This is a genomic window from Paenibacillus sp. A3, from assembly GCF_001399685.1.
Taxonomy (GTDB): Bacteria; Bacillota; Bacilli; order Paenibacillales; family NBRC-103111; genus Paenibacillus_G.
Genome location: NZ_JTHN01000232.1, coordinates 1 through 13,753, shown reverse-complemented (window position 1 = coordinate 13,753; position 13,753 = coordinate 1). Strand labels below are relative to the sequence as shown.

Genomic DNA, 13,753 nt, shown 5'->3' with positions numbered 1-13,753 from the left:
CGATTTACGTCTCGGAGGGTATCATCTTATGAAGCGAACATTCATCAAACGGGCCATCCTTCCCGTCATCCTGATTCTGCTGCTGTCTACATTGCTGTCCGCTTGCGGAGGACGTTCGCAGCCTGCGCTTGTGAACGGCAAGATCAATATCGTAGCCAGCTTTTATCCGTTATATGATTTTGCCTCCAAAATCGGCGGAGATCACGTCAACGTCGTCAATCTGGTGCCGGCCGGCGTCGAGCCCCACGATTGGTCGCCGAAGAGCCGCGACATCCAGAATTTGACCAAATCGGATCTGTTCGTCTATTTGGGCGCCGGCTTCGAGGGTTGGGTGCAGGATACGCTCGACAGCTTGAAGAAGGACAGCAAGACCGTTGTGGTCGAAGCAAGCCGCGGCATCGAGCTGCTTCCCGGCACAGAAGAGGAACACGGGGATGAGCACGGCCATGACGAGAAGAAAGAAGAAGGCAAAGACGAGCACGGCCACGATCACGAACACGGCAACACGGACCCGCACGTATGGCTGAGCCCGGCCAATGCCAAGCAGCTGGCCGTCAACATCAAAGACGCGCTGATCCAAGTCGACGGAGCACACAAAGCGGATTACGAAGCAAACTTCAAGAAGCTCGCCGACCGACTGGACCAGTTGGACGGCAAATACAAGAGCGAGCTTGCTAAGGTGTCCAAGAAGGACATTGTGGTGACGCATCAATCGTTCGGGTATTTGGCCAAAGCCTACGGACTGAACCAGAAGGCGATTATGGGGCTTGCTCCGGATGCCGAACCGACGTCCAAGGATATGAAAACTATTTTGCAATTCATTAAAGACAATCAAGTGAAATATATATTCTTTGAGGAGCTTGTATCCGACAAACTGGCCAAGACGCTTGCGAAGGATGCCGGAGTCGAAACGCTTGTCCTCAGCCCGCTTGAAGGGTTGACCGAAGAACAGGCGAAAAAGGGTGACGATTATGTGTCCCTGATGGAAAACAATTTGAATAATTTATTAAAAGCATTACAATAGAAGGGAGACCTTCCGTATAAGGAGCTTTGCCATGCAAACGAATGCTCGCTTTGGATGTCATCAACAGATCGTTACGATCGATGACATCTTTTTTTCTTATGAAAATAAACCCGTGATCCACGGCTTGAACTTCTCGATTCTGGAGCGCGATTTCGTCGGATTGGTCGGCTCCAACGGCGCAGGTAAGACGACGCTGCTGAAGATGATCGTCGGGCTGCTGAAGCCGGCGCGCGGCGAAATCCGTCTCTTCGGCCAGCCGATCGAACAATTCCGCGACTGGGAGCGCGTCGGGTACGTGCCGCAGAAAAATGCGCTAAATCCCTTATTTCCGGCTACGGTCCGCGAAGTGGTCACCTCCGGGCTGTTCGGCAAAAAGAATATGTTCCGCCGTCTGACCAAGCAGGAGCGCAGCAAAACAGACGACGCGCTCTATGCGATGCGTATCGAAGATCTGGCAGACCGGCGGATCGGCCAATTGTCCGGCGGCCAGCAGCAGCGGGTTTTCCTCGCCCGGGCATTAATTAACAACCCGGAGCTGCTTATTCTGGACGAGCCTACCGTCGGCATCGACGCCGAGACGCAGGCCGGCTTTTTCCGCATGATCCGGCATATGCACCAGCATCACCACATCACGTTTATTATGGTATCGCACGATATGGATATGATACAATCGTATCTCGGGGAGGACTCGGTGCAGAAGAGCGGCGGTCTATCGTTCTACGTCAAGCATACGCACGAGCCGGAAAATTGCCGCGAAACCGATCTGACTCACTCGATGCAGCAGCTTAGAGAAACGATTGAAGTATAACCCTGACCGTGTAATAACGGCAGGATGCAGCGGGCAGATAGGAGAGAACTGGCTTTGGACATCTTTACCGAATATTTTTTTCAGCGGGCGCTGATCGGCGGTTTATTAATCGGCTTGACTGCTCCGCTTATGGGCGTATTTCTCGTCCTGCGCCGCTTATCGATGATCGGAGACACGCTCGCGCACGTATCGATCGCCGGGGTCGCGCTCGGATTTTTGATCAACGTTTACCCGATAGGCGTCGGACTGTTATTCGCCTTGCTGGCCTCGTTCGGCATCGAGCGGCTGCGCAAAGCGTACAAGACCTACGCCGAGCTATCGATTGCGATTATTATGTCGGGCGGCGTGGCGCTTGCGACCTTACTGTTTACGATCGGCAAAGGCTTTAACATTAACGTCATGAGCTACTTTTTCGGCAGCATTTATACGCTGGACAATACCGACCTTTGGGTCGTTGGCGGCGTTGCGGCCATTGTCGTGGCGTTCGTGCTGATGAATTACAAAGAAATGTTCCTGCTCTTCTTCGACGAAGACGCGGCCGGCGTGAGCGGCCTGCCGCTGCGCTTCTATAATATTATGATTACGATGCTGACGGCGCTGGTCATCAGCGTCTCGATCAAAATCGTCGGGGCGCTGCTCGTTTCCTCGCTGCTGACGATTCCGGTCGCCTGCAGCCTGCTGGTCGCCCGCAGCTTCAAGCATTCGATCTTCTGGTCAATTTTGTTCTCCGAGCTTGCCGTCATTGCCGGGCTAGTCTCCGCAGGCGTGTGGGACTTGGCGCCGGGAGCGACGGTCGTGCTGCTGCTGATCGCGATACTCATCGGCATTTTGACGGTAAAACGGGGACTTCGCCTGTAAGTAACAAAGAGGTAAAAGGATGGTGAACGGTAGCCGTGGAACTTAACATTTGGATCGCGCTGTGGGCAGGCTTCGTTTCTTTCATATCACCCTGCTGCTTGCCGCTGTATCCTTCGTATTTGTCCTACATAACCGGCGTTTCCGTCGGGAAGCTCAAGGACGAGCAGAGTACCAAAGAAGTCCGGTTCAAGCTGATTACCCATACGCTTAGCTTCATTCTCGGGTTCTCGATCATTTTCTACACGTTGGGGCTCGGGGCTAACGTCATCGCCAACGCGTTCCTGGATTACCGCGATTTGCTGCGGCAAATTTCGGCGATCATGATCTTTGTGATGGGACTGTTCCTGCTCGGCATTTTTCAACCGCAGTGGCTCATGCGCGAGCGCAAGCTGCAGATCAAGTCGAAGCCGGCCGGCTACCTCGGCTCGCTGCTGATCGGTATCGGCTTCGCCGCAGGATGGTCGCCCTGCATCGGCCCGATTCTATCCGCAATGCTGATGCTGGCGGCAACCGAACCGAATTCCTGGCTGCCGCTCATTTCCGCTTATTCGCTTGGCTTCGCGATCCCGTTCTTCATTCTTGCGCTCTTCATCGGATCGACCAAATGGATTTTGAAGTATTCCGCCACCATGATGAAAGTAGGCGGAGGCGTGATGCTCGTCGTGGCCGTGCTGCTGTATACGGATCAAATGACCCGCATCACGATCTGGCTGCAAGGCATTACGCCTTCCTGGATCGGCTGACGCTCACGTAAAATAATCGATCTTCGCCTTCGGAAAATGGGTGAATATGCGTTCGCTGATGAATTCGCGCAGCGCCGCGGCCTGTTCGTCGGGATAGACGTACTTGCCCTGGCCCCACCGGCCCCATTTGTATTTCCGCTTGGCTTCGTCCATCTCCAGCTTCGTCTTCGGATAGCGCTGGTGAATGATATTTTTGGCCGTTTTCGTAAACCGGTGTTGAATCAATTCGAACGTCAAGTCAGAGGTCGCTTCCGGCGGAAGGGCCTCTTTCAATTTGTGCAGCAGCTCTCCGTAGCCTTCTTCCCAGCCTTCGTGCCAGATGATGGGGGCGATGATGAAGCCGAGCGGATAGCCGGCCTTGGCTACTTTGCCGGCCGCCTCGATGCGCTCGTAGAAGCTGGAGGTCGCCGGTTCGAAGTGTTTGATCACATAATCGGCATTGACGCTGAACCGGAACCGGGTATGACCGTTGTGCTTTGCATCCAGCAGCGGTTCCACGTGGTGAAATTTCGTGACGAAACGAAGTCGGCCCAGCGGTTCCCGCCCCATAAATTCGATGTATTCCTTCAGCGAGCCCGAGATATGCTCAAGCCCGACAGGGTCCGACGTACAGGCCGCCTCGAAACGGGTAATTTCCGGCGCTCTTTCTTCAATATACTGCTTGGCCTGCTTCAGAATATCGTCGGTATTGACATAGACCCGGATATAAGGCTTCGCCCCGAGCGTCGTTTGCAAGTAGCAGTAATGGCAGTGCGCCATACACCCTGTCGCTATCGGGATGGCATACTCGGCCGACGGTTTCGACGTATCGAATTTGAGCGTTTTGCGGATTCCGACGACCAGCGTCCGTTTGGCGATCCGGTATTTCTCCAGGTCGCTCTCGCCCGGAAGGTTCGTAATCCGGTTATGGGAGGTCGTCATGCGGATCGGAAGTCCTTCCTTCAGCGCCCATTCGTGGATTCGTTTGCCTTTGGGGTAGTCTAAGGCGTCGGGCTCAAAATAGACGAGCTCCGGGACAAACACCTGCGTTTGGCGGATCGGGGGTGTGAGCAGCTCCGTGGCCATGTGCGAGATCCCTCCTGATGGTACGAATCGTATCGGACTTGCTTACGGAATGTGGCTGTGATATAGTTAAGAACGCTTATAACGACCTTAGGATGCTTCATTCACTCCGTGCGCACACATGGGAAATCTGCCGGGTGCTGCACATGGGTTTTTGTCCTTCACAGCAAAGTCTTGCTTTGCATAAATCAATCAGTGTATCATTAAATTACCGAGATTCGTCTTTGGAACACGGGAGGAACGCGGAATGGCTACGCCCAGTATGGAAGATTATTTGGAACGAATTTATAAATTAATCGATGAGAAAGGGTACGCGCGCGTTTCCGATATCGCCGAAGGACTTGAGGTTCATCCGTCTTCGGTGACGAAAATGATTCAGAAGCTCGACAAAGACAACTACTTAATTTATGAAAAATACCGCGGACTTGTGCTGACGTCGAAAGGGCAAAAGGTCGGCAAACGGCTGGTGGACCGCCATCATCTGCTGGAAGAGTTTTTGACGATGATTGGCGTATCGGATGAAAATATTTACAAGGACGTCGAGGGCATCGAGCATCACTTGAGCTGGGACTCCATCACATGCATCGAGACGCTGGTTGAATATTTCAAACGTGACGCCACCCGCGGCGAAGAGCTGCTTGCCCTTAAGAAAGAGCTGGAAGAATCGTAAGCCTCCGAGAACTGGGGGCTTTTTTTCTTTTCCAAGCATAGGGACAATTTGTCACCTCATACATACTCTTGGAGAGACTTTGCGGGAAGAGGGGATGCGGGGTGAGAATCAACGCGGTGTTTGAAGGCGGAGGGGTGAAAGGAATCGCGCTTGCGGGGGCCGTGTCGGCGGTGGAGCAGCTCGGACATTCGTTTCATCAGGTGGCGGGGACGTCCTCCGGGGCCATCGTCGCCTCGTTGGTTGCGGCGGGATACCGTGCGGACGAGATGAAGGAGGTTATCGAAGCGTCGCCTTTTCGCGCGTTCCTGCAGCGCTCCCGGATCTTCGATACAAAGCTGGTCGGCCCGTTGGCCCGTTTGTTTATCAAGAAAGGCCTGTATTCCGGGGAAGCGCTGGAGCACTGGATCCATAAGCTGCTGCTGGCCAAGGGCATCCGCACGTTCGGCGATCTGAAGCCGAATCAGCTTCGCATTATCGCCTCCGACATCTCCAGCCGCAAGCTGCTCGTCCTGCCGGACGACATCGCCCATTACGGCATCGATCCCCGCCGGTTCATGATCGCGAAAGCCGTTCGAATGAGTACGTCGATCCCTTACTTCTTCGATCCGGTGATCATACGCAAATCGTTCGAGCACCGTCTGCCCGGAGATAAATTCATGGACCAGTTCGTTTACATCGTGGACGGAGGACTGCTCAGCAACTTTCCGTTGTGGATCTTCGATTCGACGGAAGCGCCGCCGATCGATCAGATGATCCCGACCATCGGCTTCCAAATGGTGGGCCGCGGCGCAGGCCAGCCGAACGCCATTCACGGTCCGGTCAGCATGATGCGGGCCTTGTTCTCAACCATGCTGGAGGCGCACGACGACCGCTATATCCAAGAGACGAACCGGTTCCGTACGGTTAAAATTCCGACGCTCGGCGTCAGCATCACCGATTTCGACATCTCGACCGAGCAGAGCCTGAAGCTGTTCGAATCCGGACAGCGGGCAACGCATGCCTTTTTCGCGCATTGGAAGATGACCGAGTACAAGCACAACTATTTGACTCACGTCTGCCGGGTTCCGAACCGCTATTCCAAGAAAGCTTGAAAAAAACAAAAGCGGCAAGCGCTCTTGGGGAGAGGCTGCCGCTTTCATGCTATGAATAATTAATGGTATTTGGGCGGTTCGTCCGAGCTGTCCTTGCTGCCTTGAATGACGCGGAACGTGGCGTTGCGCCGCTTTCCTTTTTGAAACCGGGAGGAGGACGGCCGTTTCGGTTGTCTCCATCGGTTCGGCGGGAACTTGTACAGGAAGAAAATCGCACCGAATACGAGAATCGGGATAATAAAGGTGCCTGGATTGGAGAGAACACTAGCCAGTATTCCGATGGCGATCAAGCCGAAAATCACGTAAGCGACCGTACTGTTGCGGTTTCTCATGCAGGACCCCTCCTTGTCTTATGTTAAATTTGCCGGTCGAGCTCCCGCATCCGGTTGAAGGAGGCAATGGATACTTCCACTTGGGAATCGTCCGGTTCTTTGGTCGTGAGCAATTGCAGCCATAGGCCGGGATAGCCGAGGAAACGAAGCACCGGAATGTCCCGCAGGCTGTTGGTGAACCGCAAAACTTCGTAGGATACGCCGATCACAAGCGGAAGCAGGACGATCCGTTGAATGATCCGCTCCAGGAACGAATCGTATTGAAAGAACGAGTAAATGACAACCCCGACGATGACCGTAAAGACGATGAAGCTGCTGCCGCACCGGTAATGCAGCGTGCTGAACTTTTGCACGTTCTGGACGGTCAGCTCCAGGCCCGCCTCGTAAGCGCTAATAACCTTATGTTCGGCACCGTGGTATTGAAATAAACGTTTGATCATTGGCGTAAGCGAAATAAAATAAATATACCCGACAAGCAAAATAATTTTGATCAAGCCTTCGATCAGGTTATGCCCGATCTGGTTCTCGAACAAACTTCCGAACAGCATCTGCTCAATGGTCGGCGGAACAAGCGTGAACACGAACTTGCCGAACAAAAAGGATAAAATCCCGACGACCGCCACCCCAAGGATCATGGAAATTTTTCCGGTCAGCGATTCCTTCTTCTCTTCCTTAACCACACCTTCTTCCTCGGCAAACACCTCTGCCGAAAAATTCAAGTGCTGCGCCCCTTTGGCACTCGCTTCCACAATCCCGACAATCCCCCGGATCAGCGGAATTTTCTTCAATGCCTGAACCCAGCCGATTTCTTTTCTGGGAACCTCAAGATAATGGATGGTATTATCTTTTCGGCGCACCGCCGTAACGTTCACCTTCTGGCCGGCAAACATGACGCCTTCAATCACGGCTTGGCCGCCGTAAACGGCCGTTGGTTGATTCTTTTCCGACAATACAATACACCTTCTTCTACTATGAATAAATAACGATGAATGATGCCATATTTGTATTTTAGCGAATCCGCAGTCATATTGCCACTTGTTTATCGGTGGAACTTTTGCACATACTAGTGGATATCCGAAATCGGGGAGGGATTTGGGCATGAATCGCCGAAGCGATAGGACGCCTCGTACGAATCGATGGAATTTCGCGGTATATATCGGTTTTTTCGCCGGGTTGATCTGGGGTGGGGTTCAAATACTTGCCAACTATTTTCATTTTACTTCGCTTTCGCCCGGATTTTTGCTCGAGCCCTTGTACAAGCATTCTTACCTGATGACATGGCGGGGATATTTGCTGGGTTGGCTGGTATTTATCGCGCTGTCCGTCGTTGCCGCTTTATTGTACACGATGTTATTCGCCAAAGCGTACGGTCCGTGGTACGGAATCGGATACGGCGTCGCCTGGTGGGCGTTCTTGTTCCTATTGGTCGGACCGGTCACCGGGATGATGAATTGGATCGCTTATCTGGATCTAAACACGGTGGTGACCCAAGCGTGCCTGTTCGTGCTGTGGGGATTGTTTATCGGCTATTCCATCAGCTTCGAATTTACAGACGAGCGGGAGCGGGAGCCGTTTACCGAAGGCCGGGACGAACCGGAGCCAACATGAATTCGAACGGCTTGCAGACTGTCCCTACTTCATCTGCGCGTTGTGCCCAATTCGGATCGCCTAATCATTGGTAAAACCGCTTTATTCGGCCGCCTGAGCGCGCAAAAAAAAGTTCTCAAACCGGGGAAGGTTATGGTAAAATGGCTAAGTGTGTGCGGATTTATCAGGTTGGGAGGTTTCACGGATGAAGCACATTTTGTTGTTGAATGGGCCGAATTTGAACATGCTTGGCATCCGGGAGCCCGGCGTTTACGGGAGCTTGTCGCTTCATGCCATAACGGACAGGCTGACCAAGCTGACGGAGGAGCTCGGGGTCGGATTGGAATGTTACCAGTCGAATCACGAGGGTGATCTGATTGACCGCATTCATGCCGCCTATGGGCAGAAAGCCGGCATCTTGTTCAATCCGGGCGCGTTCACGCATTACAGCTATGCGATCCGCGATGCCATCAGCGCTGTAGGCATCCCGACGGTTGAAGTACATATTTCGAACATTCATAAAAGGGAAGCTTTCCGCCACGTATCGGTAATCGCCCCGGTAGCCGTGGGCCAAATCGCGGGCTTCGGCGCGAACAGTTACGAGCTGGGCTTGCGGGCGCTGGTCCAGTATATTGATAGCGCGGAGGGATAGCAAATGCAGCAACAGCGAATCAGGCGGCTGCGCGGCCTCTTGGAACAAAAAGGCTTGCCGGCGCTGCTCATCACGAATGCGACGAACCGGAAATATATGACGGGCTTCACCGGATCGGCAGGCTACGTGCTCATTACGGCCGATCGGGCCGTACTGCTGACCGACTTTCGTTACGTGACACAGGCCTCGGAGCAAGCGGCCGGCATACGAGATCATCGAGCATGGGCCCAAGGTCGTGGAATCGATTAACGATCTGCTTCGCAAGTGGGGCATAGCCAAGCTTGGCTTTGAACAAACCGACCTCAGCTACGGCACCTACAGCAGCTACGCCGAAGCGCTCGGCGGAATCGAATTCGCGCCGACCGGAGGACTGGTCGAGTCGCTTCGCATGATCAAGGACGACGAAGAGATCGCCGTCATGCAGCAGGCGGCCGATCTGGCAGACCGCACGTTTGTCCACATTCTCGGGCTGCTGAAGTCCGGGGTCAAAGAGCTGGACATTTCTCTAGAAATTGAAATGTTCGTGCGCAAGCATGGCGCCGCTTCAACTTCGTTCGAAACGATCGTCGCTTCCGGCGAACGCTCTGCGCTGCCGCACGGCAAAGCCAGCGACAAAATCATCGGGACCGGCGAATTTGTGACGCTCGATTTCGGAGCCTATTACAAAAGCTACTGTTCCGACATTACCCGTACGGTCATCGTCGGTACGCCGACGGATAAACACTGCGACATCTACAAGATCGTTCTCGAAGCGCAAATGGAAGCGCTCGAGCGAATCAAGCCGGGAATGACCGGCAAGGAAGCGGATGCCGTCGCACGCGATATGATCAAGCGGTACGGCTACGGCGATCATTTCGGCCATGGCACCGGTCACGGGCTTGGGATGGAAGTTCACGAAGCGCCGCGGCTGTCGATTCAGGGCGATGTTGTACTAACTCCAGGCATGGTGGTTACCGTGGAACCCGGCATTTATTTGCCAGGCTTCGGCGGCGTCCGAATCGAGGACGATATCGTCATCACGGAAACAGGCAATCGGAGGTTAACACAATCCAGCAAAGACTTGATTGTGATACCATAACTTTATGCATCTTGGTAGCGGCATCAACCAAGGCGAAGGCAAGGATAGGTCCGGATGATCCGGAGACTGATTCTTACAAGGCTTGAGGCACTGTCGTCTGCTCACATTTTAGGGAGGTTTTTGTAGTGATTTCAGTTAACGATTTTAAAACAGGCTTAACCATTGAAGTAGACGGCGATTTGTTCACCGTTATCGATTTCCAGCACGTTAAACCGGGTAAAGGCGCTGCCTTCGTCCGCTCCAAGCTGAAAAACCTGCGCAACGGCAACACCGTAGAGCGTACGTTCCGCGCCGGTGAGAACGTGAGCCGCGCTCACATCGAAAACCGTCAAATGCAATATCTGTATGCCAGCGGCAAAGAGCATACGTTCATGGATACGGAATCGTTCGACCAAATCAATCTGGAAGACAAGCAAATCAAGTGGGAATTGAACTTCCTCAAAGAAAACATGAACATCAACATCATGAGCTACCAAGGCGAGATCCTCGGGATCAACCTGCCGAACAGCGTTGAGCTGAAGGTTATCGAAACCGAGCCGGGCATCAAAGGCAACACGGCGCAAGGCGCTACGAAGAACGCGAAAGTCGAAACCGGCTTGAACGTTCAAGTGCCGCTCTTCATCAACGAAGGCGACGTGCTCTTGATCGATACTCGCGAGGGCCAATACATCTCCCGCGCTTAATTGAGCGGTGGAAAATCCTTACCTTTCTTCGGAGAGGTAAGGATTTTTTTTGTTTTTAGTGATGAGCAATTGTATGAGCAGTATCCTAAATTCTCTTTGTCAGTGTGGGTTAGCTTTTACTGGGCATTCTTATCAGTAACTTGTGATATGGGAATCCCTAAGAAAATATCAAATAAGGGCATCATGCTGCAACTTAGGAAATGATATAATCACTCTTACCAAAAAACTTATGCGACGAGTAATAGTTCATGTAATCTTAGATTTTTTGAGTATTAATGAAAAACCAAGTTTCTCTAACATTAGTAGTGGTCTGTAAGTAAATTAGGTCTTAATTTTGCTGATAGATGTTTGAAGACTTCACTTTAAGAAACGTTGCTTTTAAATGTTAGAATTATTTAAATTTGTTATGATACTCAAGGAAGTGGACTCAAGCAGAAAGCCTGCTCAACACCCTATCAACAGGTAGAAATATCAGTATGCATCGGTTTTAGACGATGCTGGTTTGTTTGACAGAAGAACAAAACATTTGAAAGAGGTTTTTAATTATGTTAATTTATGGTATCATAAGCGTAAATGACTTGTTCCTGAAAGGAAGTACATAATGCCTAAATTACAAAGTCATGAAGTTTTCGGTATGTCAAATAAGATACTTATAAATTCATATGTCGACCGTGGAAGTCTCGACATTGAAGTTCAAAAATATTTAAGAAGACCAACTCATCTAGCACTTCGTGGCGAATCAAAATGCGGGAAGTCTTGGTTTAGACAAAAAAATATTCCAAATGGATTAATTGTACAGTGTAGATATGGAAAATCTGTTTTAGATATATATACTGATGCACTTTCCCAATTAGGTATAAAGCTTACAATAGAACAATCTTCCGGAACAAAGTTAAAAGGTCGAATTGAAGCGGAGAGTAGCATAGGGGCAACATTATTAGCGAAAATAGGGATAAAGGCTAGTATTGAAAATGAAACTACTGAAGATAATAAAACTAAGATAATCGGTCAAGATATTCATGATTTAAGATTCATTGCTGAACTTATTATTAAATCGGAAAGAAAGCTAATTATAGAGGACTTTCACTATCTATCAATTGCCGAAAGGACCCTTTTTGCTTTTGACTTGAAAACTTTATGGGATTATGGTTGCTTTGTAGTTATAATTGGTGTCTGGTCACAAAGTAATATGTTGACATATTTGAATCAAGATCTCTCAGGGAGAATTATAGAATTATCAATTTATTGGTCATCAAATGATTTATTATCTGTAATTGATAAGGGAAGCAGAGCATTAAATATTGAAATTTCGAGTGAAATTAAAAACCAGCTTATTAATACGTGTTTTGGAAATATTGGAATACTTCAGCAACTAATTCTATTATTGCTTGACGAAGCGTGTATCATCGAAGAACAAGATAGTACTTCGATAATTGATAATATTGATTTGTTTGAATCATCTGCAATGAAATATGCTGAACAGCTAAATGCATTATATCAGCAGTTTGCTCGTACAGTTTCATCTGGGATTCGAAAGCGAAAAGACTCAACTGGCATTTATGCTCACGCAATGGCAGTAATAGTCGGTGCTAGTGATGAGAAGCTAATAAATGGATTGAATTTAGAGGAAATTTATAGAAAAGCACATGTACGTCAGCCGAGAATTCAAAAGATAAATATGCGTACCATTCTAACAAAATTAGAGGAAATACAGGTCGATAGTGATGGAAGAGGTCTTGTGATTGCCTTTAATGAAGCTAATGATGATATTACTGCTGTAGACAGACAATTGTTGTTTTATAGAAAATACCTTACTGTAAAATGGCCTTGGGAAGATTTGATAAAAGAAGCAGAAGCTGTTTTAGATGATCCCAATCAAATCAAATTGTTTTAAAAATGCCAGTCTAAATGATATACAAAAAGACTGGCTTTTTTATTTAGCAAATCGAGGAGATATTAACGTCCATAACTAAATTACTCATCTGTGGATCTCAATCGATTCTAGGTCTGTGGAGTCAGGTAGAACCATCTACACCAGCAATGTGGTGAAAACACGGCCTACCAACCTTAATCCAGTAATACGTCACATATATTAATTAAAATTTGAGGTGTATCAGTGAAGCTTCTAGAGAACTTAATATATTTGATTGATCAAATCCCAGATAATTATAGACCCGCCGTTTTAACTTCTTCAGCTACATTGATAGGCGCTTTTTTTGGTGCAATGACTGCCCAGTATATTTCTCATTTGTTTACAGTGAGGAGAGATAATCAAAAGACTGCCAAAGAAATCTACCAGAAACTTTATGCTCCAATTCTTCTTGATATATATGCATATCTCGATATTTCATCACATTTTAGAAGAGGACATGATATTAAATTTGGAGTTAGAGAAGATGACATTCTAGTGAAAATTAAGGAACATGTGGGAACTAACCTTATTTATGCTAGTCCCAAATTAATAGATAAATACAGTACCGTATGGTCATTTTATTATCAGGATGACTTAAGTGGATTCAGCAATAAAATTCAAGATTTAGAGCTCATTGAACTTCTTTTACTAGAACTTAGAATGTTATCAAAAAAAATTAAATTTTTTGATAAGCAGACCATGAAAAAGATAGATCAAATGCTAGTTTTGTATAGAGTATGGAGTATTCTGATTAGATATTATCATGGATCATACCAAGCTTCGGCAACCTTATCATATAAATTCTACTATGATAGAAATAAGTTAAACTACAAAACATATAAAAAAATCATTAGATACTTTACTAACAATACATTAAAATATAGGATAAATTTATTTATCAATAATCTAGAGGAGAAAATAGAAAAGAATTCAAATTTGCACAAGCTATATAAAAACATCTACAAAAAAATTTTTGGTGAATTCTCATTATTTGAACGGTTCCAAAACCTCAGATACCTATATAGTCTTTTATCTGGAAAAGAGAACCTAGAAGAATTAATAAAAGTAAGTGAAAGGAATGATTATAGTTATGATTCGCACTATATGGGTCCTCCTTATATTAACGAACTTTTGATTTTCTGTCATGAAATATCATATAACAATTATTTATTAACTATTGAAGTTGAGATGAGGAATTGTTCTGAAACCATAAAGAATATTTGCATTGATAATTTTCTTTTGTTAGGAGATAA

Annotated in this window: 13 protein-coding genes and 2 pseudogenes; 12 read left to right on the top strand and 3 right to left on the bottom strand. The window is 48.5% G+C overall.

The features are described from left to right. Positions 1-28 precede the first annotated feature (28 nt). The 4 genes from QJ48_RS29860 to QJ48_RS29845 are packed head-to-tail and all read left to right on the top strand — an operon-like array spanning position 29 to position 3,433. Positions 29-1,024: a metal ABC transporter substrate-binding protein gene (locus tag QJ48_RS29860; RefSeq protein WP_054977006.1), complete on the top strand. Its 996-nt coding sequence runs from the start codon at positions 29-31 to the stop codon at positions 1,022-1,024. A 31-nt stretch (positions 1,025-1,055) separates the two neighbouring features. Next, positions 1,056-1,832: a metal ABC transporter ATP-binding protein gene (locus QJ48_RS29855; protein ID WP_054977005.1), complete on the top strand. Its 777-nt coding sequence runs from the start codon at positions 1,056-1,058 to the stop codon at positions 1,830-1,832. Positions 1,833-1,886: 54 nt separating this feature from the next. Then, entirely contained in the window at positions 1,887-2,690 is an 804-nt protein-coding gene (locus QJ48_RS29850) for a metal ABC transporter permease (RefSeq protein ID WP_054977004.1), read from the top strand. A gap of 35 nt (positions 2,691-2,725) precedes the next feature. Next, entirely contained in the window at positions 2,726-3,433 is a 708-nt protein-coding gene (locus QJ48_RS29845) for a cytochrome c biogenesis CcdA family protein (protein ID WP_054977003.1), read from the top strand. 3 nt (positions 3,434-3,436) lie between these two features. On the opposite strand, the gene splB is transcribed toward QJ48_RS29845, so the two are convergent. Next, positions 3,437-4,498: a spore photoproduct lyase gene (gene splB / locus QJ48_RS29840; protein ID WP_054977002.1), complete on the bottom strand. Its 1,062-nt coding sequence runs from the start codon at positions 4,496-4,498 to the stop codon at positions 3,437-3,439. A 244-nt stretch (positions 4,499-4,742) separates the two neighbouring features. On the opposite strand from splB, the gene mntR reads away from it, so the two are divergent. Further along, entirely contained in the window at positions 4,743-5,165 is a 423-nt protein-coding gene (mntR, locus tag QJ48_RS29835) for a transcriptional regulator MntR (protein WP_054977001.1), read from the top strand. A 101-nt stretch (positions 5,166-5,266) separates the two neighbouring features. Beyond that, entirely contained in the window at positions 5,267-6,256 is a 990-nt protein-coding gene (locus QJ48_RS29830) for a patatin-like phospholipase family protein (protein ID WP_054977000.1), read from the top strand. A 59-nt stretch (positions 6,257-6,315) separates the two neighbouring features. Here QJ48_RS29830 and QJ48_RS29825 read toward each other — a convergent pair whose 3' ends face one another. After that, positions 6,316-6,588, bottom strand: coding sequence for a hypothetical protein (locus QJ48_RS29825; RefSeq protein ID WP_054976999.1), 273 nt, complete (start codon positions 6,586-6,588; stop codon positions 6,316-6,318). 23 nt (positions 6,589-6,611) lie between these two features. Then, entirely contained in the window at positions 6,612-7,538 is a 927-nt protein-coding gene (locus QJ48_RS29820) for a DUF1385 domain-containing protein (RefSeq protein ID WP_054976998.1), read from the bottom strand. A gap of 148 nt (positions 7,539-7,686) precedes the next feature. Here QJ48_RS29820 and QJ48_RS29815 point away from each other — a divergent pair, with 148 nt between their 5' ends. From QJ48_RS29815 to QJ48_RS29790, 6 genes and pseudogenes are all read left to right on the top strand, one after another. After that, complete coding sequence (locus tag QJ48_RS29815; RefSeq protein ID WP_054976997.1) at positions 7,687-8,196, top strand: YqhR family membrane protein; 510 nt, start codon at positions 7,687-7,689, stop codon at positions 8,194-8,196. A 184-nt stretch (positions 8,197-8,380) separates the two neighbouring features. After that, positions 8,381-8,827 carry a type II 3-dehydroquinate dehydratase gene (gene aroQ, locus QJ48_RS29810; RefSeq protein WP_054976996.1) on the top strand — a complete coding sequence of 149 codons (447 nt, stop codon included), beginning with the start codon at positions 8,381-8,383 and terminating at the stop codon, positions 8,825-8,827. Between the two features lie 3 nt (positions 8,828-8,830). Further along, a pseudogene (locus tag QJ48_RS29805) lies at positions 8,831-9,905 on the top strand (M24 family metallopeptidase). A gap of 125 nt (positions 9,906-10,030) precedes the next feature. Further along, positions 10,031-10,588, top strand: a complete 558-nt coding sequence (gene efp / locus QJ48_RS29800; protein ID WP_054976995.1) for an elongation factor P — start codon at positions 10,031-10,033, stop codon at positions 10,586-10,588. Between the two features lie 601 nt (positions 10,589-11,189). Further along, positions 11,190-12,482, top strand: a complete 1,293-nt coding sequence (locus QJ48_RS29795) for a hypothetical protein (RefSeq protein ID WP_054976994.1) — start codon at positions 11,190-11,192, stop codon at positions 12,480-12,482. A 222-nt stretch (positions 12,483-12,704) separates the two neighbouring features. Continuing rightward, positions 12,705-13,753, top strand: a pseudogene (locus QJ48_RS29790) (hypothetical protein); the annotation flags it as partial.

Coding starts and splice junctions, on each gene's coding strand:
- QJ48_RS29825 (WP_054976999.1), bottom strand. CDS start 6,588: ATGAGAAACCGCAACAGTACGGTCGCTTACGTGATTTTCGGCTTGATC.
- mntR (WP_054977001.1), top strand. CDS start 4,743: ATGGCTACGCCCAGTATGGAAGATTATTTGGAACGAATTTATAAATTA.
- splB (WP_054977002.1), bottom strand. CDS start 4,498: ATGGCCACGGAGCTGCTCACACCCCCGATCCGCCAAACGCAGGTGTTT.
- QJ48_RS29855 (WP_054977005.1), top strand. CDS start 1,056: ATGCAAACGAATGCTCGCTTTGGATGTCATCAACAGATCGTTACGATC.
- aroQ (WP_054976996.1), top strand. CDS start 8,381: ATGAAGCACATTTTGTTGTTGAATGGGCCGAATTTGAACATGCTTGGC.
- QJ48_RS29815 (WP_054976997.1), top strand. CDS start 7,687: ATGAATCGCCGAAGCGATAGGACGCCTCGTACGAATCGATGGAATTTC.
- QJ48_RS29795 (WP_054976994.1), top strand. CDS start 11,190: ATGCCTAAATTACAAAGTCATGAAGTTTTCGGTATGTCAAATAAGATA.
- QJ48_RS29860 (WP_054977006.1), top strand. CDS start 29: ATGAAGCGAACATTCATCAAACGGGCCATCCTTCCCGTCATCCTGATT.